Origin of the sequence: Lysinibacillus sp. FSL W8-0992 (assembly GCF_038008685.1) — a bacterium.
GTDB lineage: Bacteria > Bacillota > Bacilli > Bacillales_A > Planococcaceae > Lysinibacillus.
Genome location: NZ_JBBOZQ010000001.1, coordinates 2,852,911 through 2,879,644 on the forward strand (window position 1 = coordinate 2,852,911; position 26,734 = coordinate 2,879,644).

Here is a 26,734-nt window from a genome sequence, read left to right on the forward strand (position 1 = left end):
GATATACTATTGTAATGGAAGGTGGAGTAAAATTGAGAAAATATATACTATTAATATTAATGAGTGCACTTCTTATGGCGCCTGCAGTAGCCTCTGCGCATACGATGGATAAAAGTATGCTTTATACAGATGTTTCTGCAACTTCAGCGAATATAGAAGAAATCATGGTCCTTCAAAGTATGGGGCTTATTGGTTATAACGGTGTCGACATGGCATTGAACCCATCTGAAAACTTATCCCGTAAAGATTTTGCAGCCTGGATAGGAGCATTTTTCGGTCTTGAAGGTTCAACGGTGGAAGAACTTGCCCAAGCAGCGAAAAATGAAGAATATGTATCTTCGTTAGAAGGAGACATTACATATAAAGAAATTAATACAGCATTATTGCATAATAAATATGAATTTGAAAAACCAGATGCAACGTTGACAAAAGAGGAGTATATTACCTTTTTATCTGAAAACTTAGATATGGATATGGGTGGCCATACTTTACTTCAAATGGGTGGTTTTTCTTATGGCCCAACTGGAACAATTGAAGATGTCGTAACAGGAGATAACATGGGCGTTATCATTGAAGGCAAAACGTATATGCTATCAGGTCATCCTCGTATTTTTGCTGATTCAACTGACCCTGAAAGCTGGATTGGTCAAAACTTAGAAAAATCTATTTTGACGACGAGTGGTGGTCACCATCATGGACATGAAGAAGAACAGTCATCAAACACACCGACATTACAATATATTCAAATTGCTTCGACAACACAACAAACAACCGAAGATACAAAAGACAAGTATGAAGGAACTGCAACACCACGTGAAGAACTGAAAAAGAATGAAGGAAATGACACAACTTCAACAAGCTCAAGCACGATATGGATTGTTGCAATCATTGCATTAGTTGCAGTAATCATAGCAATTTTCTTCATTAAACGAAAAAAATAATTGAGTGAAAAACCAGTAATAAGCGAATTAATCGCATTATTGCTGGTTTTTATTTTTTAAAATTTACTTTTGAAGCATTAGAAATATCGGTTAATTCAGTAACTACTTCTTATGAAATTAATAGGCATCCATTAGGCACTACTAAGTGAATTGTAAATTATTTGTACAAAATTGTATAACAGGAAGTTCAATGGGTATATAAATAGGATGTAAAGGATTGATTAAAGGTAGTGAGCTAAGGAAAATTGTAAAAGATAGGTGGTAAGTGGATGGCAACGCTTGTTGTAAAAAAAAGTTTAATGCACCGTTATCAAAGTATTAACCAGGCGTTAGAGGATGCTAAAGTAGGTGACTTTATAGAAATAAGGGATGGCATTTACGAAGAAAGTATTGAGGTTTCAAAAAGGTTAACACTTTATGGTAAGGGCGATGTCACGATTAAAGGCGGCGTATTTATTCGCTATCAAACACATGTAGAAATGCGGAATCTTCGTTTTAGTCAGGGACAGGGAATTTATATTAAAGGTGATTTACAGCTTGAAAACTGCGTAATTGAGCAACAAATGGTGAGTACGCAAGTAACAGTTAACTTTGGAAGTCTAATGATGAAAAATGTCGATATTATAGCAAGCCCTTCCAATCAATTTGGACTGCGAATTGATAATGGGTCTAGCGTAATGCTTTCGGAGTCTTCGATACAACAACATGCCAAGGCACAAATCATCGTACAAAATAGTGAAATTTCAATGACAAAATGTTTGTTGTTAGAGGGTGCGACGAATGGAATCTTTGCCATACGGAATGTCAAAATGTCGATAGAGGATTGTGAAATTCACGGGCACGAAAAAACACAAATTGTTGCAGCTTCATGCACAATTAATATGATAAATACAGTAATTCATGGAGGAAAAGATCTAGGAATTCAAGTATTTAGTGGTTCTAAATTAACAATGGATCATTGTGAGATAAAACATCATATAGGAACAAATGTAGTTGTCCATGAAAGTGAAATTGTTGCGACAGATAGTATCATTGCAAATGGTCAAAGTAACGGATTTTATATAGGTGAAAAATCAAAAGCTATCATCTATGATTGTCTGTTATTTGAACATGTAAAGCCACAGTTGTTTATTGAAAATAGTAAAGCTGAGGTTCGAAAATGTCATGTGAGAAAAGGTAGTACAACAGGTGTCACTATTTTTAACGAAGCTGATGTCATAATGACGGAATGTGATATACATCACCATACACAATTTCATGTGATTGTAGACGCAAGTGGACTTGTAGTCGATCAATGCATTATACATTCTGGACAGACGGGAGGAATTTATGGCAATGACCATGCGAAGATTACACTGAAAAATTCACACATACAGAATTTTGAAAGCCATCATATTTATATAAATAATGCACGTCTTTTTGCGAATAATTGTACTTTTAAACACATTATAGGTAATGGTATTACATGTATTGATGCAATTGTTGAAGTGGTAGACAGTCAATTTTTGCACTGTCAGCAAAGCCCTTATTCAATTTTTTGGTCTGATAAGTCAATGGGACGTATTCAAAATTGCGCAATCGATGAAACCGAACGAACATTTTTAGCAATGACCAATCAATCCCTTCTTGAAATCGTCAACATAAGTTTACCTCATGTCAAAACAGCAGCAATTGTTCAGGAACAAAGTCAGCTATATATACGAGGGCAATTTAACGACGGCAAATGTCAGAAAGATAGCTCCTCAAAAATCACACGTCCAAATTTACAGCCCGTAACGACTGAAAACATACAGCGGCTCGTTGAGAAGTATAGTACATCCAACATTAGCAAGGGGGAACAATGAAAAAAGTGTAACACAAGTAGTTTCGAAATTTTGAAATTACTTTTTTTATGTGAATACCCAAAAATAGTCCTTCATATAGAGCAATATAGATTATTATAGCTTTCAAAAATACAAAAGAAGAAAACACTTTAATTATTTGGACGGTACGAGTGTAAATACTTGAAGATTACTTTTAATTCATGCAAAATATTGACAAAGATTACTGGATTTCGACATAAAAAAATTTCTTTTAAAAGTGTGAATAATGTTCCATTGTTATTGCTCAATGGAGTATTATGTTAGAAAACCTTGTTAATTTATTGGAATTGAAGAATAAAGTATTTGTAATATTATATACAATATAATAATGAGTGCATTAATAGAAGAATATGTTATTAGAAAATTTAGTTTTTAGATTGATTAATTCGTGTGTTATATCCTATAATTAGTAAAAATGGTTCATTAATAATAATGCTTGTCTTCTGTACTAGAACTTTGGATAATGTTTTTGGAATAGTGAATTATTTTTGGAATATGAAATGGGGTGAGAAAAGATGTTTGGGCTTTCGAAAGAAGAAATTATGTTGATGCTTAAGAAGGTTGAATTGGCAGATAACCAAAAAAGTGCAATAGCTGATATATTTCATCAAAATAATCTGTTAATTGAGCAACAGCTAGCATTTATTATCCATCTAGTAATAGATGAGCGCGAACGAAATACTTCAAACAATACATACTTAAATTAATGCAGTGTGATTTTGTCGAAGGAATGCAAAAAATGTCCTGACAAATCCCTAGAACAATTTGTCAATATTAAGTGAACTCATATATATATTAAGTAAAAAAAATCACAGTGGTATAAAACTGTGATTTTTTCTTTTTTCAGAAATGGAAAATATTGAAACTTTAATGATGGATAAACGTAAAGATAAGAAGGAAAACATACATGGGATGGAGGTGATAATGAAAACCGCATTGCTCTTGCTCGGTATGCAAAACGATTATTTTCAATAACAATCGTAAATGTCTATGTCAAAGAATCAAATTGTACTATTGTTAGATAGAATTAATTTCCTTATTTAACGTAGAGACACCTATCATTTATATTAAAAATGAATCATTTCTTAGACAATTTCTTTTTAATTTACACGCAAATTCACAAATAAATGATACTAGTCAAGTCGTTGGAAAACTTTCGTAGTAAAGGAGCTTACTTAGATTGACTATTTTACAAAGACTTATTGAACAGGCGAAGCGTCCAAGAGGGTTGATAGGCTCAGTAATGCTACATATTATGAATGTAGCTCATAGTGGAATAAATAATTGGTTAATCCAGAGTGGTGCAATTCAAAATGGAGATGTTGTTTTAGATATTGGATGTGGTGGTGGAAGAACGATCCAAGCATTATCCAAAATCAATCGCAATGGAAAGATTTATGGAATCGACTTTTCTGAACAAGCGATAAGAAATACTATGAAAGTAAATCAGTTAGATGTAGCTAGTGGTAAAGTAACTGTAAAACAGGCAAGTGTTTCTAATATCCCATATCCAGAAGCTTTTTTTGATAAAATAACAGCATGCCAAACACATTATTTTTGGGGAGATTTAGCAAACGATGTTAAAGAAGTATTTAGGGTTTTAAAACAAGGTGGTCAGTTTATTATCATTTCAGAAATATACAAAATCAATTATCATAGGAAGGACTATAAAACCAATATAGAGCTAAGGCAGCTATTCGACAGTGTAGGTTTTCAATCGGTGAACATACAAGAACATACAAAAAATGGCTGGCTCTATATAGTAGGCACCAAATAACCGTAAAAAATTAATATGGAGGTTGAATAGATGAAAAGATGTGAATGGGTGAAGTTAGACGAGCCTTTATATGTAGATTATCATGACAAGGAATGGGGAGTACCAGTTTATGACGATCAACACTTATTTGAGATGCTTTGTCTAGAAGGAGCACAGGCTGGACTTAGCTGGTGGACGATTTTACAAAAAAGAGAGGGCTACCGTGAGGCTTTTGACAAATTTGATGCCTCCATAATCGTCACATATACAGAAGATAAGTTAGCTGAGCTTAAAGAAGATCAGCGTATCGTTCGCAATAAACTTAAAATAGCCAGTGTCGTAACGAACGCGCAAGCTTTTTTGAAAATACAACAACAACATAAATCATTTTCTGATTACATATGGTCCTTTGTCGATCATCAGCCTATTGTCAACAATTGGGCAACTATAGCTGAAGTACCCGCGACAACAGAGCTAAGTGAACGAATGAGCAAACAGTTAAAAAAAGATGGTTTTAAATTCGTTGGAAGTACAATTTGTTATTCATTTATGCAAGCAGTAGGTATGGTCAATGATCATATTGTTGATTGCGGTTGTCGTCAATGATAATTGCAGAGTGTTAGTAAAAGAAAAAAGCGTGTATCATCGTCCTAGAAGAAAGCGCCTTCAACAACAACTCTAAAGCTGAAGTATGGAACTTGCAAAGTGACTTAAATGAAGGTGTATTGCTCGTCTGCTTTAAAAAAATAACGAAATACAGCTAGACAATTGGTATGTTTTCGTATATAATAAAATTAATAAAAAGATTTCTTGATTTAAAATATTGAATTCACCTATTACAAAAAGTAATCGTGTTTTTCGGTACTTTTTATAATAGGTGAATTTTTTTTGAAGAAATTGTTTATTAATTTATTTTTTTGGAGGTTTCGTATATGAAACAAGGTACAGTTAAATGGTTTAACGCAGAAAAAGGTTTTGGATTTATCGAAGTTGAAGGTGAAGCAGACGTATTCGCTCACTTCTCAGCGATTCAAGGTGAAGGTTTCAAATCACTTGACGAAGGTCAAAAAGTTGAATTTGAAGTGGAAGACGGTAACCGCGGACCACAAGCTAAAAACATCGTTAAACTTTAATTAATAATTGCAATTGCAAAAGAGGCATCCTTCGGGAGTGCCTCTTTTTTTGTGCTGTAGAAACATCCGCTATACAGAGAAATGTTCATGTAAGATGGTTAATGTTATTTTCATGCCATGTTAAAAGCATCAGCCTGTAAATAATGAAGACGCCAATGTAAGCACCCGATACTAAAAATAATGGATTTAAAAAAATGGCATGGATTGTTGTCATAAATACTGCATTATCCACAATGATTTGGTAGATGGAGGTAGATGCAATGCCTCCAAATACGAGCATAGCAAAAACTGCTAGAACGTTAAACAAAAGGCGTACGATTTTGCTTTTCTTTTGTAGTAATAGCATTACGAAAGGAACAATTATGCTTGATACTACCAATAACATTTTCAATCAATCACTTCCTTTACCTAATTATGACCACAGACATTTAGACATAAACATTCGCTGTATTAAACATACCCATTCTATTACATGGAAAACAGCATTTAAGTAATAAGAAGTGTTAAATAATTGATAATGGGGTAATAAAGATTAAGTGAGAGGCGTATAAGGGGTATCACCCGTATAAGTAAAATTAGAAATTTATATGCGAATATAGGATGGCTATGCCTTACAAAACATAGAATGATTTATGTACCAACATGGTAAACATGAGCAATCAACCTGATGATATGAGAAAGTAAATGAAAATTAAGGGGAGAAATGAAAATAAAAGTTAATCGTTTTTTACACACGAAGAGGAAGGTGTATAAAATGGAGAATAAATCAGTTGTAAAAAGTGGAATAGGGTTTGGCTCAGTTCTAGCCATTACAATTTCATGGAGTGTCAATCATTCAATAATTTGGGCTATTATACACGGTTGTTTTAGTTGGTTATATGTAATTTATTATGCTTTAACAAGATAAGGTACGTTTAAACAAATATAAATGACAGACTATGCATATTGTAGCTAATCATATACTTTGCCGTTTTGGCATACATAACTAAGTGTTGCTTTGAACCTAGTGAAACTTCAAGCATCAGTATTAGAAAAAGGGATGATACTATCCATATACGCAACATGAAAATAAATTGGATTATTGTAGAAAGGTTGATAGGATGACACATCAAGTTACTGCTACGAGCAATATTGATTTTTGTGCAACTGGTGTTGATGAAGTATTGCAAAATGTAGCGTATATTTTATCTACATTTGTCATGTCTTACCCAGAAAAAAGGGTGAGAGATAAGAAAAAGGAGATGGAAGTACCCTTTCAAATAGCAAAGAGACGAAATACCGCACGTATTATTGACAGTATCCAACGTTTTGAACCGCGTGCAGTTGTAATTGATGTAGACTATTTAGGAGATGTATTTATAGGAAAGCTAGAACCAATTGTAAAAGTAATAGTAAATGGATAACGGAGCTTTGCAACTGTAATAAAATTAAATGGTCAAATGGTTTATATAGAAAGCATCTGCTTGACAATAATGGATAAATTAATGATTGGTTAACGCAGCAGACATTGTCTGAGCAGACTGAAAAGTATTTTAGATTGCAAGCAGATGCTTATTAAGAGTTAGTTGATCGCTAGTTTATGATTACACAGTTGCAATACGTCTAATTGCGTCAATTTTCTCGCAATCGATAATAATTGGTTCGAATGCTGCTCCATTTTCAACAAAATATGCACAGCAATTTCTGTTATCTAATTTTAAAAATACAACTCCAAGGAAGCTACCCCCACCAGATAAATAAACATCAACTGTAGTTCCTAACTCAAAGCATTTTAATAAATGACAAATGCAGCCTTTACAGTGATGGTGATCATCTTTGCATTCATCTTTTTCTTCTTTCCAACAATGTTTCTCTTCTTTACAATCACAATGATGCTGCTTATGTTTCCATTCATCATATTTATGACAGCATGCTTTCTCCTTATGTTCTTGGTCATGTTTACCACAGCAACATTTCTTTTCAAATTTGCTATAATCCCAATTCATATGTTTGAAATATCTATTATCTTCCATTCTATTATCTCCCTTTTGTTAGTTTGTTGTGTAATGCAGCGCCAGCGTTACATTTATATACTATGAATTGAAATGCAATTGACTTGGTAAAATGTCCATCAAATAGATTTAAAATTAAATGTTATTTCAAAAAAATAAATTGGTATGTATACCTAAAAGAAATAGATGGTATAAAAAAATAGGTTAGATAACATAGTCTAAAAATAAATGGGTGATAAGTATGCTCCATTAACACAAACCAAAACGAGAACGAAGTATGAAGTTATACCTCAGTAATTAACTTCATATAACTACTACGACCGCTAATTCCTCATATATCAAATTTCTTCTTTAAAAGCGATTTCTTTAAGGTTTCGTATTTTATTGATAAAGGAGAGCTAGAGAGGGTGCATAAAAGACTAAAAAGAGGCATTTTTTTTATAATGATTGTTTTGATCGTCTTATTAGCAATTTATATAAAAAATCAAATGCCTTCAACTGTCCAAATTACTCAATATAATTCTTCACAAACAAATGCTGAGGACATAGCACAAAAATTACAAAGTACTCAATTAACAAAAAAAATAATTATGGCGTTACGCGCTGAAGGCTATCAACCTGATAGTACGATTGAATATTTAATTGACTCTTCGGACAATCAAATCATTACTATACATTTACATGATTTAGAGAAATTAGATAGTAGCACAGAAAGTAAAATTCAAAAAATAGTAACTGGTATTGCCGAAAAAAATAACTTTAATTTGTTTATTGTAGATGTTCAACTTACAAATATAGATTGAATTTTTTTGTATATGCAAGACGGTCTAATCCTAAAAGACAAAATAGATAGTTGTAACTATCTTAATTTGAAAAATATTGTAAAATTATTATAGTTTATACTTCCCTTTATTGGTATATTAAGTATGTTAAAAGAAATATTGGGAGGATTTTGTGATGAAGAAGTTTGTATTAATGGCTGTACTATCTTTAGTAGCAATTATGGCAGCAGCATGTGGAAATGAAGTAAGTAAGAGCGGTAACACCTCTTTACCATCGAGTGAAACAAAGAAGGAAGAATCATCACCTGAAAAAGAATCTGAAATCAAAGACGAAGCTAAAAAGGATGAAATAGAACAAGAAGCAGCTGCTCCGGTTGTTACGGTTAATTATGCTAGAAACTATTTAGAAGATGTTCCTAGTCTTACAGAAGAACAATTAACATTGGATAAGCAATCATATAATTTTATTTCAACAAATGCAGATTTGTTCCCTGCATTATCAAAAGATGCAATTCAAAAGACGAAAAAGCTTGCAGATGATAAAATCACTTCCAAGCATTTAAATAAAAATGTAAAGCCGTATTTAGAGCAAATGGTAACTTTTGCAGGCGATATCATTCAGATTCAAGAGGAGACATTAGATGATGGAACACCTGTATCAATCATTCTAATTGAAGATATGGATTTTAATGCTATATTTGCAATTGGTTATCATTCAACAGAATTCCTTGAGGGAGATTTTGTTGAAATTTGGGGGTTACCATTAGGTCCATATAATTATGAAAATATTGATGGTGGCACTACGTTAGCTCAAGCGATCGCAACATCCTATATCGAATAGTAAACAACTGGGCACACTCTTAGAGATGTGCCCATTGTTATGCGAAAGTAAATTAAAACGACCTATGCTATAATCGCTAGGAAAGAGGTGATTATATTGAATATATTAGTTTTTGGGGCTACCGGTCGTGTAGGTAGTCACATTGTTTCATTGGCATTAAAAGAAGGCCATCACGTAATAGCATTAGTTCGTACGCCAAGTAAAATGAACATAACCGATGAAAATTTACATGTTAAGCAAGGGAATGTCTTAAACATTGAAGATATTGCATCTGTTATGGCTAATGCAGATGTTGTCATTAGTGCACTAAATACTGATGGTACAAAAACATTGACAGAAAGTTTACCTCTAATTATACAAGAGATGAAAAAGAGAAATTTATATCGAATCATTACTGTTGGAACAGCAGGAATATTACAAAGCCATCTAACGCCTAGTTTACTACGATATCAATCCAGTGAATCGAAAAGAAAGACAACAAGAGCAGCCCAAGAACACCACAATGTATTGAAGATATTAGAACAATCTGATATGGAATGGACGATTGTTTGTCCTACATATTTACCCGATGGACATTATACTGGTAATTATCGCGTAGAACGAGATTTCTTACCGGAGGGTGGAACTGAAATCTCAGTAGCTGATACTGCGGAATTTACCTACCAACAAATTCAATGTACAAAATTTGTGAAATCTCGGGTAGGCATTGCTTACTAAAAGAAAAATAAGATGTCTTTCTAAGCGGCTGTATAAATTTAAAACACACTAGTTTTAACAATAATTTGTTAAAGCTAGTGTGTTTTTTTACAAAATTAGTTGACTAACATTTAAAAAGTTAAATAAAAAAGGCTACCTTCGATAGAAAGTAGCCCCAAAACAGGAGAGTTTTTTGTAAAAGCTGATTATGCTTTACATTACTATTCATATGCTATGGAAGCTATTTTTGATTAGCCGTCCGCCTGAAAACTATAAAAATACAATTATTTTATCCATTATTATATTTTTAACTCTAGCAACAGATAAATTAAAGAGTTTTTCCCTGTTGAAAAGGCTTTAATTTATGGAGGAAGTATATCGTTGACAATATGTATACAAATGTATACAATAAAGTTGTTGTTAAATGTATACGTTTGTATACGCAAGGAGGATGTAAAATGAGAAGAGAAGAATTTAAAGAATATAAAAGAGAAGGACATCATCGTGGTGAGCGATACAGAGGAAAGGATAGTTCTTCGCATCATCGAGGACCGAAAACATTCCGTCGAGGCAGAGCTATAGCCTTTTTAGAGACAATGAATGTAAAGCGTGCAACGATTAAACAGCAATTAGAACAACCTGAGTATCAATCAATTCAACAAATTTTAGTTGGAGAATTAAAAGCAATGGATATGGTCATTAATGAATTTATCCAATTATTTGAAATTCAAGAAAATGAAACAATGGATATGATTAGTGAAGAGGAAAATATTGAAAATAAAGAATCTATGCCGAATGAGGCGGAAGGTAAAGAGATAAATGAAACAAATTAATCACTATATCGATTCAACTTTTTATCATCAAGATCCACTATTGGAGGATGTTATTTCATCTATTGAAGAAAATGGCATGCCGTCAATCTCAGTTTCACCCTCTTCCGGTAAATTTTTATCCATGCTTGTATCCATCTCCGGTGCAAAAAAAATATTAGAAATAGGTGCACTTGGAGGGTATAGTGGAATATGTCTAGCTAGGGGCTTTGGTAGTGCAGGGAATTTAACTTCCCTTGAATTAGAAGAAAAATATGCAATGTTAGCAGCGAGTAACTTATCTAAAGCAGGATTTAGTCAGCAAGTGAGCTATATGACTGGACCAGCTTTACAAAGTCTCGCAACATTAGCAGAAGATAAAAAACGATTCGACTTTTTCTTTATTGATGCAGATAAAGATAATTATGAAAACTACTTGAACTATTGTCTTTCTCTTGCAGAAGAGGGGGCATTAATCGTTACAGATAACGTACTTGCTGGTGGCAGTGTAGCAGACCCGAGTGCAAAAAATAAACGTTATACAGAAATTATGAAGAAATTTAATGAAACAGTGGCTAATCACCCACAATTAGAATCGATCCTAATTCCAATTGGTGATGGCATCACAATTTCAAAAGTGAAAATAAAAGAATGAGTATAAAAGGGAAAAAATGCCTCGAGAGTTAAGCTCTCGAGGTATTTTGTCATTTTAGAAATTAATCGTTGCATCTTTATCTAGATCATGCGCTTTTCAAACAGAAAAAGGCTGTAGCAAAAAGTACAATGCTACAGCTTAAAAGAAAAATGTTGTTTAGGGAGATTCATGGCTTTAATTTTATTATTGCACAGTTGTCGTAATTTTATACTTCATATGACAGCTAATAATTCTAATTAAAAAGCATTTTTTAAAGAAATCAACAAATAATAAAGTACTAAATATTTTTCTCTGGGAAGTGAAGATTTTTGAAGAAGTTTATGCTGTTAATCATGCCTATTTGCATTTTGGTGGTATCTGTTTTTTTTGTGAGCAAAAGTTTCTCTGCAGATAAAGGAAGGAAGTATTATGAAGAAGCAGGGCAAATATTATGGGAAATTAAAACGAATGAAAAAATTATAGCGTTGACCTTTGATGATGGTCCTCATAAAAAATACACGCCAGAGATATTAGATATATTAGCTAAATATCAGGCAAAATCAACATTTTTTATCGTAGGAGAAAATGCAGAAAAGAACTCAGAAGTTGTTCAACGAATGTATGAAGATGGGCATGAATTAGCCATTCACACATATACTCATCCGTTAAGAACAACTGTTCCGAATTTACTTAAGGAAATTAAACAAACACACGATACGATATACGGTATTACTGGATATACGCCGACTTTATTCCGTCCTGTAGAAGGACAATATACAGATGGAATGATCGAAGCTGTTACAAAAGAAGGATATAAAGTTGTAATGTGGTCTTGGCATCAAGATACAATGGATTGGAAAAGTCCTGGCGTTAATAAAATTGTAAATACTGTATTAAAAGGAGCTAAAGAAGGAAATATCGTTCTTTTTCATGATGGCGGAGGAGATCGGGGACAAACCGTTAAAGCTTTAGAAAAAATACTACCTGAACTTGAAAAGCAAGGATACAAATTTGTCACGGTATCTGAATTACTTGAAGTGCAAAAGGCAAATAGAAAATTGGAAGAAAATAAATAAAAGATATAGTTCCAAAATTGTAAGAACTAAAACGAACACCTCGATTAGTGTCACTATACAAGTGACTACTTTTCGAGGTTTTACTGTTCAAGCGTGATTATTATATATTATAGTAATTAATGGAATAAATAAAAATTTTTTATAGGGAAGAGGGAAAATAAATGAAGCAAGCTTTAGTAGTTATCGATGCTCAACAAGAATTAATTGATGGTAATAACGAAGAACAAGAAGTGTTTAAGAAAGATAGATTAATTGAAAATATTAATTTCGTTATTCAAGAAGCATTAACAGAGAATGCTTTTATTATCTTTGTTAGAGATAAAGATGTTGCAAATGGACAAGGGGCTGGGTTTCAAGTTCATAATGAAATTAACATTCCAACAAATAGAGCAATATTTATAGATAAAAAAGCGACGAATGCTTTTTATCAAACTGACTTGCTTCAATATTTAAAAGATAAGAAAGTGGATCATTTAGTCATAATGGGCTGTAAAACAGAACATTGTATCGATACAGCAGTGAGGGCAGCTACAGTGCTATCGTTCGATGTCACTCTAATTGCAGATGGTCATTCAACAACTGATTCAAAGTCACTTTCCGCAGAGCAAATTATTGCGCATCACAATGAAACGCTGCACGGTCATTATAATGTTGATAATTTTGCTGTTGTTAGAAACGCCCAAGATTATGTATTCAAACCTAACCACAATCAATATCGTGCAGAGAATTAGGCATTCGAATGTCTAAAAATAAAGAAGAGCACAAAAATGTGCTCTCCAATTACTAACGACGATGTTCTACAAGGTCTATTGCTCCTAACACGATATGTGCTAAACCAAATCCAAAGACTGTGTTTGCAATCATTTTGTTAGAGCCACTTTTTTGCTTTAAGGCATAGCCGGCAGCCGTAACAGCAGAACCTAAAATAGTTGGGATTAAACCTTCTCGAATGTTATTCATCAACAATCCCTCCATCGTAGTTAATTGGCGTAATGACACCATTATTACTATTTACGAATATGCATAATGCTATACTTGTCCAATGTTGTTTTAGTGAAAAGCGCATTCGCAAATGTGTAAAGAAATTTTGATAAGCAACCAATGCAATTATAAAGCTACGCATTCATTTCCTTTATCATCTAAAAAAGAACATATAAAAAGGGTCACTTGGGGGAAGTGACCCTTGGAGTTAATAGGAGTTTAAAACGGTAACACACATTCCATTACTTTGAATGTTAGTAATTAATAAACGCAGTACCGACAATAATTAAAAGAATAAAGAGTACAACAATTAACGCGAATGCTGATCCGTTGCCGTTGCCGCCGCCGTAGTAATTGTCACCGGAGTTACAACCACCGCCATAGTTACAGCCACCGCCGTAACTACCGCCCATGCTATATCCACCATAAAAATTATTGTTCCAATTACCTGCATTTCCGTAGTATCCCATGAAACATTCCTCCTTCCTTCAATTTATAATATGTTCATTGTAGAAATGCGGAGGGGTATTTATCCCAATTTTCATATTCTGTTTTAGAAATGTTTTTATTAATACAAAAAAGTTTGGTATTGAATAGGTAAAAAAAGATTTGCCTAATAAAAAAAGCTGTAGCTCAGAAAGACGCTACAGCTCAATATTGGTTACCATTTTGGTTTGTCAGTACAAGTATTATAACACACATTTTTATTATGGCATAGAATTGCTATGCAGAGTGGACAACTGTATAGAGTACTCGCCTTCAGTTGTATTGCATATTGTTTTTTTTCGCAATAAATGATGTTCATGTAAAGCTTGCGTCTACATTGGAATTACTGCGTTACAATTTAAATCGTTGATGGATAAACTGTAAGATCCTAAGCTACGCCAATTCCAAACGCATTGTATGGTTCATATCTAGAAATCCTTGTTTTTCGTATAAAGTAATTGGACCTATATTTTCCGTTAAAACGTTCAACTCCAAGTAATCTAACTGCCGATTTTTTGCCCATTTTTTCGCTTCAGATAGCAAAGTAGAACCGATACCTTGATTTTGATAGTGGCTTCCAACAATAATATCTACGATAAATGCGTATTGATGTTCAACTATACATGAATATGGAGGAGTCGTAGTTTCTTGTATTAGCAAGAAGCCAACTGTTCGGTTATCTATATCCGCTATTAAAATATCTGAATCTTTATTATTAATCGTATTCTGTACAAATGTCACATCTTGTTTTGCAGGTTTTATATACTTCGGTTGTAAGTTGGACATTTCAGTAAATAGCTCTTGATATAAGCATTCAATTTCATCAATTTCATTTAATGTAGCGATTTTTATTTGCACTGTAATGCCTCCATTACGTTTATTTTAGGTTATTCTAATATTTTACAACATTAGAAAGTTTTAATATATAGTTTGTGTTTTCTCGTGTAGTAAGTGCTTTAAATACAAAATGAGGGAGGAGAAAACGCTAGTGGATAGAAGCGGAGAGATTTTCACAAGATAGATTACTAATCATAAAATATTTTTTTATGTTCGTTTTTTCTGTATTTTTGTTAACGTTCATCGATTACGCAATTGAATATGCTAGAAATGGAGGCTGTTATTGACGAAATCAAACGATGTACTTTATGAAAAATAAAGTATGTTTTGTGCCTTCAGCTATCACCTGTGTGGGTTTTAAATAATGGGGAAGTAGGTGATATTCTGGAAACAAATACGCTTTGGTCATCGTTGGTAGGTGGTATGACTGCATTAATTGCATATCTAATTGGCGGTGTAGATGAATTGGTAACATCTTTAACAATCTTAATGGCTATCGATTTGACATTAGGAGTAATGGTTGGTTGGATAATAAAAGATATTGATTCTCGTAAAACGTTTAAAGGGCTTTTGAAAAAAACAGCCATGATTTTAATGGTCATAGCAGCTGTGCAATTGGACAATGCTACAGAAAGCGGAGATTTTATGCGAAATGCTATGATTTTATTTTTAATAGGAATGGAAGGCATTAGCATCATCGAAAACTTAGGTAAGTTAGGAATTCGTGTTCCGAAGTTTTTAGCTAATGCTTTTGCCCAGTTAAAAAAGGATAACGATGATAAAAAGGATGATGAATAGTAACTGTAAAGTAAAGTTGCGAATCCACAATAATATTAATAAAAAAAGATAACCCACACAGGAAATGGTAACGAATTACCAAAAAAGACCAGAGCAAAAGAAATAATAGTCAACACCTCTCAGCCTTTGGAAAGAATTAATTTGACTCAACTTTAACATGTGGTGAAAATAATTCCTCAAATCAGTGACATTGTGGTTATCTTTACACCATTATGGCAATTTACTTTTAAATAATAGATTAGTGAAAAATGCATGATGGACAAGTAAATATTGATAAAAATAAAAAAAGAGTCACATCTAACTAGGTGTGGCTTTTTGTAATGCATTTAATGATTATAGAAGAAGGAAAGTTGATGATGTAGAAAATCCGAAAAGGTTATTTATTTAAATCGTGGGACATTGATGACGGAAGAGGAGTTGCCAAAAAACTGCTTTATGATGATGCCCTAATTTTTTACATCAACAAGCCTACTCAAGCTTATAAGGAAGAGGTGGTACTATGCAATTGACTGACGGTTCCTGGATATTTGAAACTGAAGAGATAGATGCAGCTGTTATGAACTTAGAACGAGAAGGTTACGAGAGAGAGATGCTAAATGCATTTGCTCGTTATGCATACTTACGCTATAAGCGAATAAGGGACTATGTGAATCCACGTAAGTGTAAATACATGCTAATTGATAAAGTGCGAGAACAATTAAAGTCACCTGCCAAACTACGAAGAGTTTGTAGCTTAGTAGAAATGACGGAAGAGGAAGTGCAATACATTATTGCATTTGTTAAAAAGCATTTGAAATATGTAAAATAGACAAATTCATTAAATATGCTACAGAATAACAGCTGTGTCCTGTTTAGTTGACGCTTACAGTTCCTGAAAGAATGGGATTACTAGATTCTAAGTACAAGCGATCGGAGTAAAAGGTAAAAAGAAAGTGAGTAACGACTTTGCATAAGTTGAAATTTTAAATAACCTTTCTACCTATCCAGTGAGCTGTTAAAACTATAGGGAAAAATAAAGGCCCAAAAGGTAAACTAATCAAAATCATTTTCCAAGTAATGATCCCTTGAAAAAACAACGATCTGTATAAAAGAACGCTGTATGGAATAATAATAATTACCGATGTAACAGTACCAGGGGTAATAGACCGAAAAAAGATTGTTTGCCCAATGTGTGTAAATGCATGGATAAAAAATACTGATGAAACTACGATGAAAAAATAAAGGTTCATCGTTAAGCCATTGTATAAATATAGATTAGCAGCAATTGTGGCTCCACTTACAAATAAAAAAACAATGATGACTGCTACAGCAAATTGAGCTGTAGTCATTGAAAATTGTTTTACTATTCGATCAGCTAATTTTGGTGGCAATCGTTTATATAACTTGTTTTTATTGTTATGTAACCATTTTTCAACCATTATAATCTCTTCAAAATCGTGAACAATGAAAAAAATAGGAAATAACCATATTAGTGTTTGAATGTTTAGCCAAAATTCCATATTGTAACGCCACTACTTTCTTGTAAATTTGTTTTAATAAATTAAATAGGGTCACTGGACCAGAGTGACCCTAACCAACAAATCAGGAGGTGCAAAGCTAAATTAGCTTTACACTACTATTACTATGTCGAAATAGTTATGATAGCTAGCTATTAGCCTGTAAACTAGATAAAAAATAAAAGTTTTTCTTAAAAATATCCTCTTAGCTTCTTCCTAATAAATTCATTCTTTCTAATTATAATAATTAAAGGATGTTTCCGCTTGATTTATATAAAGAGCCTTCAACAAACTCCTTTAATTAAAACTCGAAGCGATATAGTATATGAGTCACTTAAATGAATAAGTACATTTGATAGGAAAATAGTATAATGTAGGTGTTGTATAATAAGCCTATGTTCTTGCAATATTGTCGAACTTAATAATCAAATTTACCATTCATGATTGTCAGAAAATATCAATATAGCATATAATAAATAAAAAATATAAAATAAGAGGTGAACTTATGGGGAAACCAGTAGATTACAATCTATTTCCGGCCTATCAAAACACACTTGATGACAGACTTAATGAGCGTAAAGAAGAATATAAAGAAGAGTTAGAAAAAGCGAAAATCGGTGGATATCTTCTAGACTTTGAAAAAATATCTGAAGTAGTACCGCAATAAATAGAAAGCATCTCACTTTGAGTGAGGTGCTTTATTTATTTGAACAAACGTGGGAAATCACTGTTTCGTATTCAACAAAATTTTCTACATCAATAGCATAACTATTTTTAATTTTATAGTAGAAATTGCATTTTTATATTCACGCTATTCCTTTCATTTATTTGTTTCCAATATTAAAAATTTCATATAAATCATCTAGAAATTTCTCCAGATGAAAACTACGAGAGTTTCCTTCTATTACTATGGGTATAATAACGAATAATCCTAAAATAAATATATAAGCTAAAATTACTTTAAATAATTTTGCATTATGTTCATTATAAACTGGTGCTTCTTCAAAATCAGATGCTCTTTCTGTCACAAAAGTTGAATTTTGATAAACAATCTCTTCATTTACCTCTTCGTTAATTGTATTGCAATACTCACATTTATATAGAATTAAACCATCTTCAATTATTTTTTTAAAAGAGTTATTTGCCAAGCAATTTGGGCAATTGCGCAATCTTAATACACACCTTCCTATTAACATCTATTTACTATTTTAGGTAAGTTAACATTAAATGTACATATTAATATGACATTACCATATTTGAGTGACAAAATTTTTGCAAATTAACGATTTAGAAGGAAGACTTGGCTGTTGTTATTTAAAGAAGTTAATACTTAGTGAATTTCGATTATGCACTACAAAATAAAATAATTAATGTAAATATAAAGCTATTGTTATAGAATGGTAAAAATACTATTTTCGAAAGTAGCGTGAAGAAATGTTTCCAATATTAAATACTGATCGTTTAGTGTTAAGAGAATTGACAGATAAAGATGCGCAAGCGATATTAAACTGCTTCTCTAATCCAGACGTTTTACGCCATTATGGACAAAAGCCATTAACAAGCATAGAACAAGTGAATCATATCATCCAAAATTTTGCTAATAATTTCAAGGAAAAACGAGGCATTAAATGGGGTATTGAAGTGCAAGGGCAAGAGGGGATTATCGGAACTATTGGCTTTCAAGAGTGGTCCACAGAGCATAAAAAAGCGGATATTAGTTACGCACTATTTCCCGAAAGTTGGGGGAAGGGCTATGCCAAGGAAGCTGTAGATAAAATTATTTCATATGGTTTTCAAGAGATGGATTTAATGCGTATCGGAGCCATAGTGTTTACTGAAAATGATGCATCCAACAAGCTATTAGAAAAATTAGGGTTTGAAAAAGAAGGGGTTTTAAGAAACTTTATGCATCAAAATGATATGCCATATGATACGAATATTTATTCTTTAATTAAGTAAATACGATTATAAAACTCAATGTAACGACCAGCGAAGTGAATATAGCGAGCTGGTCTTTTATATTTTTATTAAGGTACTATCAAAAATCTGAAAATTTAGTTAACTGTATTGATTTTTTTATTTTGATAGTATATAATGTTCGCAAAAAAATAAAGAAAGGAGACGTAGTTTATGTGTAAGAAAAAGGTAAAAAAATTGTCCGCAGGGTTAGTTCTGGTCAGTGCTTTAACGTTTTCAGCAGTAGTTCCTGTTTCCGCTGCTACATTAGAAGCTACGTATAGCGGAAACTTTGTAACAGCTTGGGAACGGTATGCTACAGGATCGGATGGGTTATCTACCATAACATATGGTTATAACACACGGTTTATTAATGAAGATTATGCTTGGGCAAACCATGCGTCAAATGAGCATTATGCGTCTTTATTTAATGGTGAATGGCATACAGGTTCAAGTCAACCTGCTTCAAGACTATCAAAAGTAGAAGTACGTCATAGAGATAGTGATACTTATATATATCGTTGTAATTGGTAATCTAGTTTGACTACTAAAGCGGGTTAACACTAGGTTAACTCGCTTTTGCACTATAAGTAATCTATTCCATAACAGGGTGATTGCGGTGAAAAAAGCAAAGTATATTCTTAGTTTAATACTATTTAGTATAGGATTCACTTTTATCGGGGAGACATACGTATGGCATTTAGTTAGCTTTGAAACGAAATATGATTACGTTACGATGTATAAAAATGGAGTAATGTCTATCCATATTCCTCAAGAAGTGATGTTAAAGGATATTACAACAGCAGCTAAGGAAGAAAATTTAGAGGTTTTTGTTGTGGATAGAAAAATTTCCACTGTTTATTCTGAAAATATAAATATATATGCGACAGAAGGAACCGCAAATTATTTAAAGGAAAGTTCTTCAGTACAACCTGGTCATTATCAAAGTATCTTTCTAGGGGATATCCAATTTGAGGTATTACCAATAACCACTATTCCAGATGTCAATAAGTTTGAAAAATATTATTTGATTGGGGATAAAGAAAACCAGATTCGTTTTAAGCAAAACCTGATTGATAAGTATGCAGGAAAGTTTCCACAGGAGGGATATAGTGCCTTCAATATTAGCATTACTTGGGTTATTATATTAGGTCTTTTACTTTTAATAACTTTCTACGAAGTGGCTCAAATGAGAAAAGAAGTAGCGTTAAGAGTTATTTCTGGAGAAAGATTGCAACATATTATTTTTCGAAATGTTATCGCAGATACACTGTTTTTTATTTGTACATATTCAGTGCTAATACTATTATTTTTACAGTTTACAAATGCAAATTATCATTTTAGTATTTCCCTTTTAATGTTTGCGGTTTTTGTTGTATTCAACGCATGTACCTTTTTCACACTTTTTTTAGGTGATTATAAAAAAGATATGAAATCAAAAGATAGTGTCAAAAAAGTTTTGCAGTTAAGTTATGTGTACAAAATTATTACTATTTGTATAACGGTGATACTGGCTGCGGGATGTCTAACGCTAATTGATGAAGGGCTAAAATTTTATAAACAAAAACCTTTTTTTGAAAATGCTAAAGATTATTCTTATGTAAATATAAATGTTGAAGACGGTGAAGTGACACAACAATTAAGGTTTGATTTTTATAAAGAGAATCTTGCAATGAATAACACCCTTTCTTTAGTAGATTTACAAACTAGAGACTTAGGTTCTCCATATGTTTTTGCTGATAGCGGTACCCTTGAATATTTACATGATAAAATAAGCGAATTAAATACTGCTTCGCTCGAACAAAAAGTGTATTTTTTAGTTCCAGAAAAATATAATTCTAAAAGTGTTCAAACGGAAATGATAAAAATATGGGAAACGTACTATCCACACCCTTATGAATTTAATATTATTGCCTATAAAAAACAAATAGACATTATAGCAATAGATAAAGGTTTTAATATTAGTAGTAAGATAGTAAAGAATCCAATCATTTTATTCAACAATATGGACACAAATGCGCTTAACCCTTACTGGAATGTTTTTATATTTGGACCATCCATGTATAAAATTCAAGACTACGAGTGGGAACAATTTATTGAAAACAACCATTTAAGTCTTTCTAAGGCAAATAATTTCAAGACAAATGTTTATGAGCATTATATTCATCAATGGAATATTTATAAAAAAGGGATAGTTATAGGTTGCGTTTTACTCATTATTTTATTAATTTTAGAAGCCATCATTATTAAAACCATTTTAAACTACGAATATAGTATCAATGCAGTTGAAATTGCATTGAAAAAAATAATGGGTTATGGCTTATTTGAAAGATATAAAAAATTATTTTTAACAACCATTATTTTTGGCGGTATTGCAGGAAAGGCTGCTTTTATAATTGGGCATTTCCTTGAGTGGAGTTCGGAACTATACTTAATCACTGGTGGGTTTTCAGTTGTGTTATTAGAACTTTGCTTTGTTTTCTATTACATACGAATAGCAGAAAATAGAAGCATACAATCAATTCTTAAAGGTGGATCCGTTAAATGATCGAAATCAAGAATTTAAATAAATCTTTTGGAAATCGAGAATTATTTAAAGATTTTAGTTTAACTATTCAAGATGGAGAGTTTATTGTAATTTCAGGGCCAAGTGGATGTGGTAAAACAACACTTTTAAATATGATTGGTGCGATTGAACAGATAGATAGTGGCAAAATTTTAGTTGATAAGATGGATATTAGTCAAAAAAAAAATCAATTAAATTATTTTGGCAATAAGGTGGGATTTCTTTTTCAGAACTTCGCTTTAATCGAAGATAAAACCGTAAGCTATAATTTGAAAATGATTAAACAAAAAAATCGTTCAAGTATTAGTCTTGAAGAAGCGTTAAACTCTGTAGGGTTATTAAATAAACTAAATGATAAGATTTATACGCTATCTGGTGGGGAGCAGCAAAGAATTGCACTAGCACGGTTAATGATAAAAAAATGCGATATTATTTTGGCAGATGAACCGACAGGCTCATTAGATAAAGCAAATGCGGATGTAGTAATCAATATATTAAAAAATATGAATAAAGATGGAAAGACGATTATTTTAGTTACGCACGATGAAGACATTAAAAAAAGAGGAGAGCGGATTGTTGAAATATGAGAAAAAAGAAAAAAATAATCATTGTTTTAGCAACTATACTTTCTATGTTTATTGTCTACAATCTATTGTGGTATGCCTGGATGAATGTTAAGTATTCTAAATATACAGGAGACTTAGACGAATTTATACCCAATCGTAGTTATATATTATCGCAAAATGCTTATCTTTATAATGTGAAATTGCCAGATTATTTATCGTTAGTGGGTAATTTAGCTGTTTCAACAGATGATAATAAATATGCATTAATCATATGGCCATCATTCATAGGAGACAATAAATATGGTATTCAAATTACAGATGAAAATAAGCAAACTTACTCTATTATGATTAATAGGGATCTGAGCGTTATCGATGATGTTCATGAAGAAATAATTGATAATAACAAAGAACAGGTTGAAACATTATTTAAGAAAGCGCAAGATATGTGGGGGGAAATATAATTTATATAAGATTAGGGGATGGCTTTGCTAGTAGCAGAACAAGGTTACATAAACTTACAGAGACTGAGCGCTTCAAAATAATAGTAAAACTCGCATTTTGATTATTTGATGGCAAAATGCGAGTTTTTCTTTGTAGGATCATAAAGCCATTTTTTAGCAACATTGTAGTAGGAAAAGTTTAGCTTATGCATTATTTATTTTTTTAAGGAAAATTATACATGTATATCTAGTAGGGATTTTTAATTTACTATATAATTTCCTTAAATCTCATTTTAAAATGACAGAAGGGGAAGTATGATGCAAATAGAAGAGCTCAAAGTGAGAATAAAAAGTGAACCATCTACATTTATTTCTTATTTGGAAAAACTAATTAAAACAAACAAATTTGATGATGGTGAAGTGTTGGAAATTGCAATACTAATCATTAAATACGGATCTGATAAATTGTCAGATGAACAATGGGCTATCTTTCTAGGAAATGGTATATTATGTGATAAATATATTGATCAATGTGATAGCTGTTCTGAACAAATGCCATGGTCAAATATGTATAGTGCTATTTTTATTAATCAAGATTATCTTTGTGCTAACTGTCGATACATGGAAAATAAAATTAAAGTCTAATATATAAACCTGTAATAGTGTTAGTTGTACCCATCGACGAGAATCCAAGCAGCAATTGAACTCGGAAGAAGGGCATGATGTTTGTTGTTTTCATATTACCTATTCAAATCCTACTTGGATTAATTAATCAAGATTTTAGCAATTTTATACTACTTTTATGCCTAACAATGAAGCAAACCCAACTGCTTGTTCTGAGGATACTTCACAACCTTTCAAACTTTCCAATGTAACATTTAACCTTTCAAATCTACATGTGCTAATATCAATTCCTTTTAATGATGTTTGAGAAAAATCAACATCATTAAGATCACATTGATTAAACAAGACCTTATTAAATTTGCATTCGAAATAATTGGCACCTTGTAGAGTTGAATTATTAAAAGTAACCTGTTTTAAACGAGTATCTGAAAAGTCACATAAATTTGCTATGCAATTTTCAAAAGATACATTTCCTACATTAGCTTCTGCTAAATTCAAACCTAATAATTTACAGTTTTCAAATTTGACTCTGTGAATTAGTCCTTCACTAAAGCTCGCATTCGATAAATCACAGCTTTCAAAAATGACATCGGTCAAATCAATTTTTCTAAAAGTTACATCTATGAATCTTACATTTTTAAAGAGAACTTTTGAAAGTATAAGTCTTTCAATACACTCATTATCAATGACGGTGTTAGAGATTACACAATCTGATAAGAACGGATCTTCTTCATAAAAAATATCTTGAAAATTTGCTTTTTCTAAAATTAAAGGTAATTTTGGTGATTCCATTTTAAATGTTTTTGCCACAATAGCACACCTTTCAAATGTAATTATTTATATAGAATAATAAAAAATACATTATTATATAAGACTTTATTTTTTAGTGATTGTGTGGACAAGAAAATCTGTCATCCTAGATTTGTTCAAGAGATACAATGAAGGGGGTTATATTGAATGATTCCGTTTGGAATATAGAGCATTGTTGCGAAGAAATTAAAAAAGTAGTGAAAGCAACTGGTTTCGTAGATGTTGATGGGCATTTCCCCGTGAATATAGGTTATTACCAACCTAAATTGACTGCTCGTAAAATTTAATAAATGAATGTTAAGGTGGTGTTCGATTTTTGGCTGAATATATAAAAGAAATAAGAAAATTGATAGGTACAAAACCATTGATATTAGTTGGTTCCACTGTCATCGTTCTAAATAACAATAATGAGATATTACTACAACTTCGTTCAGATACAAAAGAATGGGGATTGCCAGGTGGTGCAATGGAACTGGGGGAAAGCCTAGAGCAAACGGCTGCACGAGAATTATTTGAGGAAACGGGTTTAACGGTGAAAAACTTCAAATTTCTTGATTTGCTATCAGGACAAGAGCTTTACTTTAAGTATCCGAATGGTGACGAAGTTTATAACATCATTAGTGTTTATCTTGCAGAAGATCCCTATGGAGAATTAGCAATGTCAGATGGGGAAAGTTTAGATTTAAAATACTTCTCATCAAAAGAATTACCAGCGAACATTGATGAAAGAGCTCAATTGATTATGAACAAACATTTTTTATAGTGGGGAAGCAAAAGGTTGGAAGAATGAACCAGTTTTGTGCAGAGAATTAAAAAAAGATAATTTGAAAATTTTACCAGAGTAGTTGATGGAATTTTTAATACATCAATCAAATCGTATGACTTTGGCCATGTGAAATTTTAAAAATGATTAAAGGTTGATTGAAAAAATGTTGAGAAAAAAATGTAATAATAAATCAGTATTTTTATTTATGTCTTATCTATGATAGCGTAAATAGAGAGGAGGCGGACTGATGAAAATTTTTGATGCACATTTTCATATTATAGATTTTAATTACCCTATTACTGAAAACCAAGGATATGTTCCACCAAGTTATGTTGTAGAAGATTATCAAAATGAAACAACAACCTATAATATTGTAGGTGGGGCGATAGTATCCGGCTCTTTCCAAGGTTTTGATCAAAATTACTTAATTGATGCTTTAGAGAAAATGGCCCCTACATTTTGTGGCGTAACACAATTACCATTTTCCGTAACTGATGATGAAATTATTGATTTGCAGAAAAAGGGTGTGCGCGCATTACGATTTAATGTGCAACGTGGCGGCTCCGAAGATTTAACTAAGCTTGATTACTTTGCAAGACGTGTTTATGATTTAGCTGGTTGGCATAGTGAATTATATATAGATGCCAAAGAATTGCCAGAAATTGCACCAACAATTGAAGCATTACCGGCTATATCGATTGATCATTTAGGTTTATCCGAGGAAGGGTTACCTCATTTGTTACAACTTGTTGAAAAGGGTGTACGGGTAAAGGCGACAGGTTTTGGTCGCGTGAGTCTTGATGTTGAGAATGCTTTGAAATCCATTTATGCTGTTAATCCAGATGCTTTAATGTTCGGTACAGATTTGCCCTCAACTCGAGCAAAAAGACCCTTTGCGTATTCTGATATAGAATTGATCCAGCAATTATTTGATCCAGCAGCTGCGGAACAAATATTATATAAAAATGCGTTAGAGTGGTATTTTAAATAATATAATTTAAATAACATATATGAAACACCTATTTTGCAATCTGTTGCTGGCAATAATTTGAGCAAAGAAATGGAAATGCGAAGGGTGTTTTCTTGTTCCTTACAAGCTGTTGGACTGTTTTGTTGAAATAGCTGATATTATAAATATTCTAAATTTAATTTTGCGATAATCGGAAGAGTGCGCTTTAATTTACAATAAAAGGGTGATGATTATGAATTCCAATTTTAACTTTACTAACTTTCCAATGTTTGAAACAGAACGGTTTATTTTACGCCAAGCGCTAGAAAATGATTGTCATGATCTTTTTGATTTGTATTCAGATGAGCAAGTGACTAGATATACTCCGCTAACACCATTTAAGTCTATTGATGATGCGAAGGATGAGTTGAATTGGTACGATACGATTTTACGAGAACAGACTGGTTTTAGATGGGTAATTGAAGATGCGGAGTCTAAAAAAGTAATTGGTACTTGTGGATTTTTGAATTATGAAAAAGAACATAATCGTATTGAAATTGGCTATGATTTACATCCTAGCTATTGGGGGAAGGGCGTAATGAAAGAGGCGTTAAGTTGTATTATTTCTTTTGCCTTTTTGACGATGAAAATTAATAAAATTGAAGCGAAAGTTGAACCAGAAAATCAATCATCAATTAGATTGTTAGAAAAATTAAATTTTTCTAAAGAAGGTGTTTTAAGACAACATGAATTTGAGAATGGAAAATATGTTGACCTTGCGATTTTTTCTATATTAAGAAGGGAATATGAGTAAAATTCGGTTTAAAAATGTTTTCCTAGCATAAAACTGTTTTTTTATTTCTTAAATATTTCAAAAAAGTGAAACTTTCATATTTTGGTAATATTACTTCGTATATAGAACAAATCTTTATAGTAAC

35 protein-coding genes are annotated in these 26,734 nt (G+C 32.1%); 27 read left to right on the top strand and 8 right to left on the bottom strand.

All coding sequences use genetic code 11. The annotated features are described in order from the left end of the window. Positions 1-32 precede the first annotated feature (32 nt). The 6 genes from NSQ74_RS14225 to NSQ74_RS14250 all read left to right on the top strand — a co-directional run bounded on the left by NSQ74_RS14225 (position 33) and on the right by NSQ74_RS14250 (position 5,692). A complete protein-coding gene (locus NSQ74_RS14225; RefSeq protein WP_340824151.1) occupies positions 33-941 on the top strand; it encodes a hypothetical protein in 909 nt (302 codons plus the stop codon). Between the two features lie 269 nt (positions 942-1,210). Further along, positions 1,211-2,785, top strand: coding sequence for a right-handed parallel beta-helix repeat-containing protein (locus NSQ74_RS14230; protein ID WP_340824152.1), 1,575 nt, complete (start codon positions 1,211-1,213; stop codon positions 2,783-2,785). Positions 2,786-3,318: 533 nt separating this feature from the next. After that, positions 3,319-3,510: a hypothetical protein gene (locus NSQ74_RS14235; protein WP_340824153.1), complete on the top strand. Its 192-nt coding sequence runs from the start codon at positions 3,319-3,321 to the stop codon at positions 3,508-3,510. 473 nt (positions 3,511-3,983) lie between these two features. After that, a complete protein-coding gene (locus NSQ74_RS14240; protein WP_340824155.1) occupies positions 3,984-4,580 on the top strand; it encodes a class I SAM-dependent methyltransferase in 597 nt (198 codons plus the stop codon). 30 nt (positions 4,581-4,610) lie between these two features. Continuing rightward, positions 4,611-5,165, top strand: coding sequence for a DNA-3-methyladenine glycosylase I (locus tag NSQ74_RS14245; protein ID WP_340824157.1), 555 nt, complete (start codon positions 4,611-4,613; stop codon positions 5,163-5,165). A gap of 326 nt (positions 5,166-5,491) precedes the next feature. Further along, the gene (locus NSQ74_RS14250) at positions 5,492-5,692 is read left to right on the top strand and encodes a cold-shock protein (RefSeq protein WP_024360941.1); all 201 of its coding nucleotides are present in this window, start codon (positions 5,492-5,494) and stop codon (positions 5,690-5,692) included. Between the two features lie 85 nt (positions 5,693-5,777). On the opposite strand, the gene NSQ74_RS14255 is transcribed toward NSQ74_RS14250, so the two are convergent. Beyond that, positions 5,778-6,077: a transposase gene (locus tag NSQ74_RS14255; RefSeq protein WP_340826467.1), complete on the bottom strand. Its 300-nt coding sequence runs from the start codon at positions 6,075-6,077 to the stop codon at positions 5,778-5,780. 715 nt (positions 6,078-6,792) lie between these two features. Here NSQ74_RS14255 and NSQ74_RS14260 point away from each other — a divergent pair. Beyond that, positions 6,793-7,095, top strand: coding sequence for a hypothetical protein (locus tag NSQ74_RS14260; protein WP_340824160.1), 303 nt, complete (start codon positions 6,793-6,795; stop codon positions 7,093-7,095). A 180-nt stretch (positions 7,096-7,275) separates the two neighbouring features. On the opposite strand, the gene NSQ74_RS14265 is transcribed toward NSQ74_RS14260, so the two are convergent. Beyond that, a complete protein-coding gene (locus NSQ74_RS14265) occupies positions 7,276-7,704 on the bottom strand; it encodes a hypothetical protein (protein WP_340824161.1) in 429 nt (142 codons plus the stop codon). Between the two features lie 386 nt (positions 7,705-8,090). On the opposite strand from NSQ74_RS14265, the gene NSQ74_RS14270 reads away from it, so the two are divergent. From NSQ74_RS14270 to NSQ74_RS14300, 7 genes are all read left to right on the top strand, one after another. Beyond that, a complete protein-coding gene (locus NSQ74_RS14270) occupies positions 8,091-8,486 on the top strand; it encodes a hypothetical protein (protein ID WP_340824162.1) in 396 nt (131 codons plus the stop codon). Positions 8,487-8,640: 154 nt separating this feature from the next. Beyond that, positions 8,641-9,306, top strand: coding sequence for a hypothetical protein (locus tag NSQ74_RS14275; RefSeq protein ID WP_340824163.1), 666 nt, complete (start codon positions 8,641-8,643; stop codon positions 9,304-9,306). A 96-nt stretch (positions 9,307-9,402) separates the two neighbouring features. After that, complete coding sequence (locus NSQ74_RS14280) at positions 9,403-10,023, top strand: NAD(P)-dependent oxidoreductase (RefSeq protein ID WP_340824164.1); 621 nt, start codon at positions 9,403-9,405, stop codon at positions 10,021-10,023. Positions 10,024-10,460: 437 nt separating this feature from the next. Beyond that, positions 10,461-10,835: a hypothetical protein gene (locus tag NSQ74_RS14285; protein WP_340824165.1), complete on the top strand. Its 375-nt coding sequence runs from the start codon at positions 10,461-10,463 to the stop codon at positions 10,833-10,835. Further along, entirely contained in the window at positions 10,822-11,466 is a 645-nt protein-coding gene (locus NSQ74_RS14290) for an O-methyltransferase (RefSeq protein WP_340824166.1), read from the top strand. The genes NSQ74_RS14285 and NSQ74_RS14290 overlap by 14 nt, the downstream gene beginning before the upstream one ends. 308 nt (positions 11,467-11,774) lie before the next feature. After that, positions 11,775-12,521 (top strand): polysaccharide deacetylase family protein, encoded by a 747-nt coding sequence (locus tag NSQ74_RS14295; RefSeq protein WP_340824167.1) that lies wholly within the window; start codon positions 11,775-11,777, stop codon positions 12,519-12,521. Positions 12,522-12,682: 161 nt separating this feature from the next. Further along, positions 12,683-13,252, top strand: a complete 570-nt coding sequence (locus NSQ74_RS14300) for a cysteine hydrolase family protein (RefSeq protein WP_340824168.1) — start codon at positions 12,683-12,685, stop codon at positions 13,250-13,252. Positions 13,253-13,304: 52 nt separating this feature from the next. On the opposite strand, the gene NSQ74_RS14305 is transcribed toward NSQ74_RS14300, so the two are convergent. The 3 genes from NSQ74_RS14305 to NSQ74_RS14315 all read right to left on the bottom strand — a co-directional run bounded on the left by NSQ74_RS14305 (position 13,305) and on the right by NSQ74_RS14315 (position 14,846). Next, positions 13,305-13,481: an asparagine synthase gene (locus NSQ74_RS14305; protein WP_172771828.1), complete on the bottom strand. Its 177-nt coding sequence runs from the start codon at positions 13,479-13,481 to the stop codon at positions 13,305-13,307. Between the two features lie 275 nt (positions 13,482-13,756). Next, entirely contained in the window at positions 13,757-13,972 is a 216-nt protein-coding gene (locus tag NSQ74_RS14310; protein WP_340824169.1) for a YjcZ family sporulation protein, read from the bottom strand. Between the two features lie 409 nt (positions 13,973-14,381). Next, positions 14,382-14,846 (bottom strand): GNAT family N-acetyltransferase, encoded by a 465-nt coding sequence (locus tag NSQ74_RS14315; protein WP_340824170.1) that lies wholly within the window; start codon positions 14,844-14,846, stop codon positions 14,382-14,384. Between the two features lie 402 nt (positions 14,847-15,248). On the opposite strand from NSQ74_RS14315, the gene NSQ74_RS14320 reads away from it, so the two are divergent. After that, positions 15,249-15,623, top strand: coding sequence for a phage holin family protein (locus tag NSQ74_RS14320; RefSeq protein WP_340824171.1), 375 nt, complete (start codon positions 15,249-15,251; stop codon positions 15,621-15,623). A 499-nt stretch (positions 15,624-16,122) separates the two neighbouring features. Next, positions 16,123-16,431 (top strand): hypothetical protein, encoded by a 309-nt coding sequence (locus NSQ74_RS14325; RefSeq protein ID WP_340824172.1) that lies wholly within the window; start codon positions 16,123-16,125, stop codon positions 16,429-16,431. 154 nt (positions 16,432-16,585) lie between these two features. On the opposite strand, the gene NSQ74_RS14330 is transcribed toward NSQ74_RS14325, so the two are convergent. Next, positions 16,586-17,122 carry an HXXEE domain-containing protein gene (locus NSQ74_RS14330; RefSeq protein WP_340824174.1) on the bottom strand — a complete coding sequence of 179 codons (537 nt, stop codon included), beginning with the start codon at positions 17,120-17,122 and terminating at the stop codon, positions 16,586-16,588. Between the two features lie 502 nt (positions 17,123-17,624). Here NSQ74_RS14330 and NSQ74_RS14335 point away from each other — a divergent pair. Continuing rightward, a complete protein-coding gene (locus tag NSQ74_RS14335) occupies positions 17,625-17,786 on the top strand; it encodes a hypothetical protein (RefSeq protein ID WP_340824175.1) in 162 nt (53 codons plus the stop codon). 157 nt (positions 17,787-17,943) lie between these two features. On the opposite strand, the gene NSQ74_RS14340 is transcribed toward NSQ74_RS14335, so the two are convergent. Continuing rightward, a complete protein-coding gene (locus tag NSQ74_RS14340) occupies positions 17,944-18,288 on the bottom strand; it encodes a hypothetical protein (protein ID WP_340824176.1) in 345 nt (114 codons plus the stop codon). A 265-nt stretch (positions 18,289-18,553) separates the two neighbouring features. On the opposite strand from NSQ74_RS14340, the gene NSQ74_RS14345 reads away from it, so the two are divergent. From NSQ74_RS14345 to NSQ74_RS14370, 6 genes are all read left to right on the top strand, one after another. Next, positions 18,554-19,078, top strand: coding sequence for a GNAT family N-acetyltransferase (locus NSQ74_RS14345; RefSeq protein WP_340824177.1), 525 nt, complete (start codon positions 18,554-18,556; stop codon positions 19,076-19,078). Between the two features lie 171 nt (positions 19,079-19,249). Further along, positions 19,250-19,609 carry a mediterrocin family bacteriocin gene (locus tag NSQ74_RS14350; RefSeq protein WP_340824178.1) on the top strand — a complete coding sequence of 120 codons (360 nt, stop codon included), beginning with the start codon at positions 19,250-19,252 and terminating at the stop codon, positions 19,607-19,609. Between the two features lie 85 nt (positions 19,610-19,694). After that, entirely contained in the window at positions 19,695-21,623 is a 1,929-nt protein-coding gene (locus tag NSQ74_RS14355; protein WP_340824180.1) for a hypothetical protein, read from the top strand. Next, positions 21,620-22,228 (top strand): ATP-binding cassette domain-containing protein, encoded by a 609-nt coding sequence (locus NSQ74_RS14360; RefSeq protein WP_340824182.1) that lies wholly within the window; start codon positions 21,620-21,622, stop codon positions 22,226-22,228. The genes NSQ74_RS14355 and NSQ74_RS14360 overlap by 4 nt, the downstream gene beginning before the upstream one ends. Beyond that, the gene (locus tag NSQ74_RS14365; protein ID WP_340824184.1) at positions 22,225-22,668 is read left to right on the top strand and encodes a hypothetical protein; all 444 of its coding nucleotides are present in this window, start codon (positions 22,225-22,227) and stop codon (positions 22,666-22,668) included. Before NSQ74_RS14360 ends, NSQ74_RS14365 begins: the two co-directional genes overlap by 4 nt. Positions 22,669-22,962: 294 nt before the next feature. Next, positions 22,963-23,292 (top strand): hypothetical protein, encoded by a 330-nt coding sequence (locus tag NSQ74_RS14370; protein ID WP_340824185.1) that lies wholly within the window; start codon positions 22,963-22,965, stop codon positions 23,290-23,292. A 144-nt stretch (positions 23,293-23,436) separates the two neighbouring features. Here NSQ74_RS14370 and NSQ74_RS14375 read toward each other — a convergent pair whose 3' ends face one another. Beyond that, on the bottom strand, positions 23,437-24,081 hold the full coding sequence (locus NSQ74_RS14375; protein ID WP_340824186.1) for a pentapeptide repeat-containing protein: 645 nt from the start codon (positions 24,079-24,081) through the stop codon (positions 23,437-23,439). A 143-nt stretch (positions 24,082-24,224) separates the two neighbouring features. Here NSQ74_RS14375 and NSQ74_RS14380 point away from each other — a divergent pair, with 143 nt between their 5' ends. From NSQ74_RS14380 to NSQ74_RS14395, 4 genes are all read left to right on the top strand, one after another. Then, the gene (locus NSQ74_RS14380) at positions 24,225-24,368 is read left to right on the top strand and encodes a hypothetical protein (RefSeq protein WP_340824187.1); all 144 of its coding nucleotides are present in this window, start codon (positions 24,225-24,227) and stop codon (positions 24,366-24,368) included. Positions 24,369-24,397: 29 nt separating this feature from the next. After that, positions 24,398-24,844 (top strand): NUDIX hydrolase, encoded by a 447-nt coding sequence (locus NSQ74_RS14385; protein ID WP_340824189.1) that lies wholly within the window; start codon positions 24,398-24,400, stop codon positions 24,842-24,844. Between the two features lie 250 nt (positions 24,845-25,094). After that, entirely contained in the window at positions 25,095-25,838 is a 744-nt protein-coding gene (locus NSQ74_RS14390) for an amidohydrolase family protein (protein WP_340824190.1), read from the top strand. A 211-nt stretch (positions 25,839-26,049) separates the two neighbouring features. After that, positions 26,050-26,610, top strand: a complete 561-nt coding sequence (locus NSQ74_RS14395; protein ID WP_340824191.1) for a GNAT family N-acetyltransferase — start codon at positions 26,050-26,052, stop codon at positions 26,608-26,610. Positions 26,611-26,734: the final 124 nt, after the last annotated feature.

Excerpts from the sequence above, each read along its gene's own strand:
- NSQ74_RS14300 (WP_340824168.1), top strand. The coding sequence starts at position 12,683 with ATGAAGCAAGCTTTAGTAGTTATCGATGCTCAACAAGAATTAATTGAT.
- NSQ74_RS14325 (WP_340824172.1), top strand. The coding sequence starts at position 16,123 with ATGCAATTGACTGACGGTTCCTGGATATTTGAAACTGAAGAGATAGAT.
- NSQ74_RS14395 (WP_340824191.1), top strand. The coding sequence starts at position 26,050 with ATGAATTCCAATTTTAACTTTACTAACTTTCCAATGTTTGAAACAGAA.
- NSQ74_RS14255 (WP_340826467.1), bottom strand. The coding sequence starts at position 6,077 with ATGTTATTGGTAGTATCAAGCATAATTGTTCCTTTCGTAATGCTATTA.
- NSQ74_RS14365 (WP_340824184.1), top strand. The coding sequence starts at position 22,225 with ATGAGAAAAAAGAAAAAAATAATCATTGTTTTAGCAACTATACTTTCT.
- NSQ74_RS14230 (WP_340824152.1), top strand. The coding sequence starts at position 1,211 with ATGGCAACGCTTGTTGTAAAAAAAAGTTTAATGCACCGTTATCAAAGT.
- NSQ74_RS14320 (WP_340824171.1), top strand. The coding sequence starts at position 15,249 with ATGACTGCATTAATTGCATATCTAATTGGCGGTGTAGATGAATTGGTA.
- NSQ74_RS14370 (WP_340824185.1), top strand. The coding sequence starts at position 22,963 with ATGATGCAAATAGAAGAGCTCAAAGTGAGAATAAAAAGTGAACCATCT.
- NSQ74_RS14265 (WP_340824161.1), bottom strand. The coding sequence starts at position 7,704 with ATGGAAGATAATAGATATTTCAAACATATGAATTGGGATTATAGCAAA.
- NSQ74_RS14310 (WP_340824169.1), bottom strand. The coding sequence starts at position 13,972 with ATGGGATACTACGGAAATGCAGGTAATTGGAACAATAATTTTTATGGT.
- NSQ74_RS14350 (WP_340824178.1), top strand. The coding sequence starts at position 19,250 with ATGTGTAAGAAAAAGGTAAAAAAATTGTCCGCAGGGTTAGTTCTGGTC.
- NSQ74_RS14260 (WP_340824160.1), top strand. The coding sequence starts at position 6,793 with ATGACACATCAAGTTACTGCTACGAGCAATATTGATTTTTGTGCAACT.
- NSQ74_RS14245 (WP_340824157.1), top strand. The coding sequence starts at position 4,611 with ATGAAAAGATGTGAATGGGTGAAGTTAGACGAGCCTTTATATGTAGAT.
- NSQ74_RS14285 (WP_340824165.1), top strand. The coding sequence starts at position 10,461 with ATGAGAAGAGAAGAATTTAAAGAATATAAAAGAGAAGGACATCATCGT.
- NSQ74_RS14275 (WP_340824163.1), top strand. The coding sequence starts at position 8,641 with ATGAAGAAGTTTGTATTAATGGCTGTACTATCTTTAGTAGCAATTATG.
- NSQ74_RS14290 (WP_340824166.1), top strand. The coding sequence starts at position 10,822 with ATGAAACAAATTAATCACTATATCGATTCAACTTTTTATCATCAAGAT.
- NSQ74_RS14360 (WP_340824182.1), top strand. The coding sequence starts at position 21,620 with ATGATCGAAATCAAGAATTTAAATAAATCTTTTGGAAATCGAGAATTA.
- NSQ74_RS14335 (WP_340824175.1), top strand. The coding sequence starts at position 17,625 with ATGGGGAAACCAGTAGATTACAATCTATTTCCGGCCTATCAAAACACA.
- NSQ74_RS14330 (WP_340824174.1), bottom strand. The coding sequence starts at position 17,122 with ATGGAATTTTGGCTAAACATTCAAACACTAATATGGTTATTTCCTATT.
- NSQ74_RS14305 (WP_172771828.1), bottom strand. The coding sequence starts at position 13,481 with ATGAATAACATTCGAGAAGGTTTAATCCCAACTATTTTAGGTTCTGCT.
- NSQ74_RS14345 (WP_340824177.1), top strand. The coding sequence starts at position 18,554 with ATGTTTCCAATATTAAATACTGATCGTTTAGTGTTAAGAGAATTGACA.
- NSQ74_RS14250 (WP_024360941.1), top strand. The coding sequence starts at position 5,492 with ATGAAACAAGGTACAGTTAAATGGTTTAACGCAGAAAAAGGTTTTGGA.
- NSQ74_RS14390 (WP_340824190.1), top strand. The coding sequence starts at position 25,095 with ATGAAAATTTTTGATGCACATTTTCATATTATAGATTTTAATTACCCT.
- NSQ74_RS14235 (WP_340824153.1), top strand. The coding sequence starts at position 3,319 with ATGTTTGGGCTTTCGAAAGAAGAAATTATGTTGATGCTTAAGAAGGTT.